At 52.7% G+C, this 3,670-nt stretch carries 4 protein-coding genes, 3 tRNA genes and 1 rRNA gene; all 8 read left to right on the forward strand.

From position 1 onward, the window contains the following. A 5S ribosomal RNA gene (gene rrf, locus AACY26_RS21230) occupies positions 1-102 on the forward strand; the annotation flags it as partial. 258 nt (positions 103-360) lie between these two features. Further along, entirely contained in the window at positions 361-1,326 is a 966-nt protein-coding gene (gene birA, locus AACY26_RS21235) for a bifunctional biotin--[acetyl-CoA-carboxylase] ligase/biotin operon repressor BirA (protein WP_339516980.1), read from the forward strand. Next, positions 1,316-2,062, forward strand: coding sequence for a pantothenate kinase (locus tag AACY26_RS21240; protein WP_339516982.1), 747 nt, complete (start codon positions 1,316-1,318; stop codon positions 2,060-2,062). The genes birA and AACY26_RS21240 overlap by 11 nt, the downstream gene beginning before the upstream one ends. A gap of 7 nt (positions 2,063-2,069) precedes the next feature. After that, positions 2,070-2,741, forward strand: coding sequence for an SPOR domain-containing protein (locus tag AACY26_RS21245; protein ID WP_339516984.1), 672 nt, complete (start codon positions 2,070-2,072; stop codon positions 2,739-2,741). A gap of 142 nt (positions 2,742-2,883) precedes the next feature. Further along, positions 2,884-2,968 (forward strand) — tRNA-Tyr (locus tag AACY26_RS21250). 24 nt (positions 2,969-2,992) lie between these two features. Next, positions 2,993-3,066, forward strand: a tRNA-Gly gene (locus tag AACY26_RS21255). Between the two features lie 26 nt (positions 3,067-3,092). Beyond that, positions 3,093-3,168, forward strand: a tRNA-Thr gene (locus tag AACY26_RS21260). An 84-nt stretch (positions 3,169-3,252) separates the two neighbouring features. Next, positions 3,253-3,670 (forward strand): GTP-binding protein (locus tag AACY26_RS21265; protein WP_339516985.1); only part of this gene is annotated, 418 nt, incomplete at its 3' end.

Genomic DNA, 3,670 nt, shown 5'->3' on the forward strand with positions numbered 1-3,670 from the left:
AGCATTGGAACCACCTGATCCCATCCCGAACTCAGTAGTGAAACGATGCATCGCCGATGGTAGTGTGGGGTTTCCCCATGTGAGAGTAGGTCATCGTCAAGCGCCTATACCGAAACCCCAGATCATGCAAATGATCTGGGGTTTCTCTTTGCGCAGAAAAAATTCTTCTACGGCACAAGCCTAATCGCGCGGCCGGCGATACAGAGGGCTCATTCTCCTGCCCCTCGCGCGGTTTGATTGTCGCGGCTCGGTCTATTCCTGGTCTATCTGCTTATTTGTATGGCGAATCGAAGCGCTGGCGAGTAGGCAATGCCGCCCCTCGCCGTTATTATGCGGGCCTCAATAGTTTTCGAGCTAAATATGCAGCCATTATTGCGGCTTCTACAGGACGGCAGGTTTCACTCAGGGCAAGCTTTGGGTGCAAAGCTAGGTATCAGTCGTTCTGCTGTATGGAAGCAGTTGCAGGTACTTGAAGCTGAGCTCGGATTAACGATTCATAAAGTGCGTGGGCGTGGTTATCAATTGCAAAATCCACTGATATTGCTCGATCAGCAGCGGCTCTCTGCCAGCCATGTGCTTCAGGGCTGGCCGGTTACGGTCTTGCAGTCGGTAGACTCGACTAATGCTGAAGTTCTAAGGCTGCTGGGTGCAGGTAAACAGGCTCCGTTTCTGTTGTTGGCTGAGCAGCAAACTGCTGGGCGTGGCCGTCGGGGCCGTGCTTGGGTCAGCCCTTTTGCTGAAAACATGTATTACAGTCTGCTCATCCGTATTGATGGTGGTATGCGCCAGATTGAAGGGCTCAGCTTGGTTGTAGGTTTGGCGCTTCTCAAGGCCATACAAGAGCTTGGTGTAACCGGTGCAGGCTTGAAGTGGCCGAACGATGTGTTGGTAGACGGCCATAAAATCGCGGGCATCCTGCTTGAAATGTCAGGTGATCCTGGTGACGAATGCCATGTTGTCATTGGCGTCGGGGTTAACGTCAATATGAAGGTTGTTGAGGCTGATGCGATTACGCAGGCCTGGACGTCATTATCCAAAGTGCTGGGTACGGCGGTTGATCGTAATCAGTTGGTTGAGTTCTTTAGCAAGCATCTGCAGGCATACATGACTGTGCATATGCGTGAGGGTTTCGCAGCGCTTCAGGATGAATGGCAAGCCAACCATCTGTGGCAAGGACGCATGGCCACGCTTACCGCGGGTAAGGCTCCGATCAGGGGCGAAATAATGGGTGTAGATTGCACTGGTGCTATTCGCCTGAAGGTTGGCGGTGAAGAGCGCAGTTTTAGCGGTGGTGAGTTGAGCTTGAGGCTGAGCGATGATTCTTGAGCTTGATTGCGGTAATAGCTTTATTAAGTGGCGTGTATTGGCAGGTGATGCATCGCGCATTATATGTGGTGGTGTGGTCGGCTCTGATGCTGAGCTCATGCTGGCGGTCAATGAAGAGTCCCTGAACGTCACGGCCTGTAGGTTGGTGAGTGTGCGTACCGATGCTGAAACCCAATTGCTGGTTGACTTGATCAATGAGCGGTTTGGTGTCGAGTGCATCTGTGCGCAGCCGGTCATCGAGCTTGCAGGTGTACGTAATGGCTACGAGCAATACCAGCAGCTGGGGCTTGATCGCTGGCTGGCTTTGGTCGGTGCCTACCTGCAGGCGGGCAAGGCCTGTCTTGTCCTTGATTTAGGTACGGCTGTTACGGCTGACTACGTTAGTGCCGATGGTGAGCACCTCGGCGGGTATATATGCCCTGGTGTACCGCTGATGCGCAATCAGTTGCGTACCCATACTCGGCGGATACGCTACAGCGATGACGTTGCAGAGCGCGCGCAACAGAAAAATGGGCCAGGGCGTACCACTGCCGAGGCAGTAGAGCGCGGGTGTTCACTAATGCTGCAAGGTTTTGTCGCAACGCAGCTTGAGCTAGCGCGTGAATACCTGGGCGACACATTTGTGGTATTCCTGACGGGGGGAGATGCGGTGGTCGCGGTTGATATGGCACCAGGCGCAATAATTGCCCCGGACTTGGTTTTCAAGGGCTTGGCTGCAGCCTGCCCGCTGTCTTGAGGTTCGCATGCGTTGGATATTTCTTTTGCTAGTGGTGCTTAACGCTTTTTATTACGTCTGGCATCAGCAGCAGGCGCCTCTTAGGCCAAAAGAGGTTGCGCCTATGGTGCAGCAGCAAGACACCAAGCGTGATATCCAGTTGCTCAGTGAGACCGACAATCAGCAGCGCCGTGCCCCGGCAGTGCAGGAGCCTGAGGACGATACGTGCCTGTATTTAGGCGCTTTTGAGCAGCGCTCAGAGGCTGAGGTGGTTGAGCAGCGGTTGATAAGCCTCGATATCAGTTCGCAAGTGCGAACAGTTGATGATCAGGCTGGGGTTGATTATTGGGTCTATATTCCGCCCCTGGCCTCGCGATCGGCCTCTCTGCGACAGCTTAAAGAGTTGCAAGCGCGAAACATTGATAGCTATTTGATTTCGCAGGGCGACTTGGAAAATGGCATTTCCCTGGGGATATTTCCTCGCAAAGATTCGGCGCAAAGCGTAATTCAGCGCTTGGAAGACGTTGGTTATGAGTCTTCCTTGCGTGAATTGCCGCGCGCTCACCGCAGCTACTGGGTGCGTATATCCCCGGAAAGCCGGCGTTTGGCCGATGATTCGCTGCTGGAAAAGCTCGCTTTTGATTTTAATGGGCTAAAACATCAATTAATGCCGTGCGAAAGCATTGCATCCTCGCAATAGATTGCATAGAATGGCGCCCGCTTCGCAGGGTGGCCTTAAACAGCAACTCAGCAAAGTTACTGTCAAATGCGCTAAGCTCAGGTTTTTATTGAGAAAATGCTTGACAGTAGGGTGGCTTCTCTTGAGAATGCCGCTTCCTTTTGGAGGGATTCCCGAGCGGCCAAAGGGATCAGACTGTAAATCTGACGTCTACGACTTCGAAGGTTCGAATCCTTCTCCCTCCACCAGATTTAGCGTTAATTGCAAGTTGAGCGGGTGTAGTTTAGTGGTAGAACCTTAGCCTTCCAAGCTAATGATGCGGGTTCGATTCCCGCCACCCGCTCCAAGTTTGCAGTGTTCGCGACACTATTCGCTCATGTAGCTCAGTTGGTAGAGCACACCCTTGGTAAGGGTGAGGTCAGCGGTTCAAATCCGCTCATGAGCTCCATTTGATAAAGGCAGATATGCGAGTATCTGCCTTTATTTTAATGGTGGTAAGGCTACTGCAATTCTTCGCTTGGAGACGGTCGAGATGGCTAAAGAAAAATTTGAACGTAAAAAACCACACGTAAACGTTGGCACAATCGGCCACGTTGACCATGGTAAAACTACCCTGACTGCAGCGCTGACTCGCGTTTGTGCTGAGACTTGGGGCGGTTCCGCTCGTGATTTCTCCCAGATCGACAACGCTCCGGAAGAAAAAGCACGCGGTATCACCATCAACACCTCCCACGTTGAATATGATTCACCAACCCGTCACTACGCACACGTAGACTGCCCGGGCCACGCTGACTATGTTAAAAACATGATCACTGGTGCTGCACAGATGGACGGCGCGATTCTGGTTTGCTCGGCTGCCGATGGCCCGATGCCACAGACTCGTGAGCACATCCTGCTGTCCCGTCAGGTAGGTGTACCTTTCATCGTTGTCTTCCTGAACAAGGCTGACA

It is taken from the genome of Pseudomonas sp. RL_15y_Pfl2_60 (assembly GCF_963970595.1).
In the GTDB taxonomy this organism is placed as follows: Bacteria; Pseudomonadota; Gammaproteobacteria; order Pseudomonadales; family Pseudomonadaceae; genus Aquipseudomonas.

Excerpts from the sequence above, each read along its gene's own strand:
- birA (WP_339516980.1), top strand. The coding sequence starts at position 361 with ATGCAGCCATTATTGCGGCTTCTACAGGACGGCAGGTTTCACTCAGGG.
- AACY26_RS21240 (WP_339516982.1), top strand. The coding sequence starts at position 1,316 with ATGATTCTTGAGCTTGATTGCGGTAATAGCTTTATTAAGTGGCGTGTA.
- AACY26_RS21245 (WP_339516984.1), top strand. The coding sequence starts at position 2,070 with ATGCGTTGGATATTTCTTTTGCTAGTGGTGCTTAACGCTTTTTATTAC.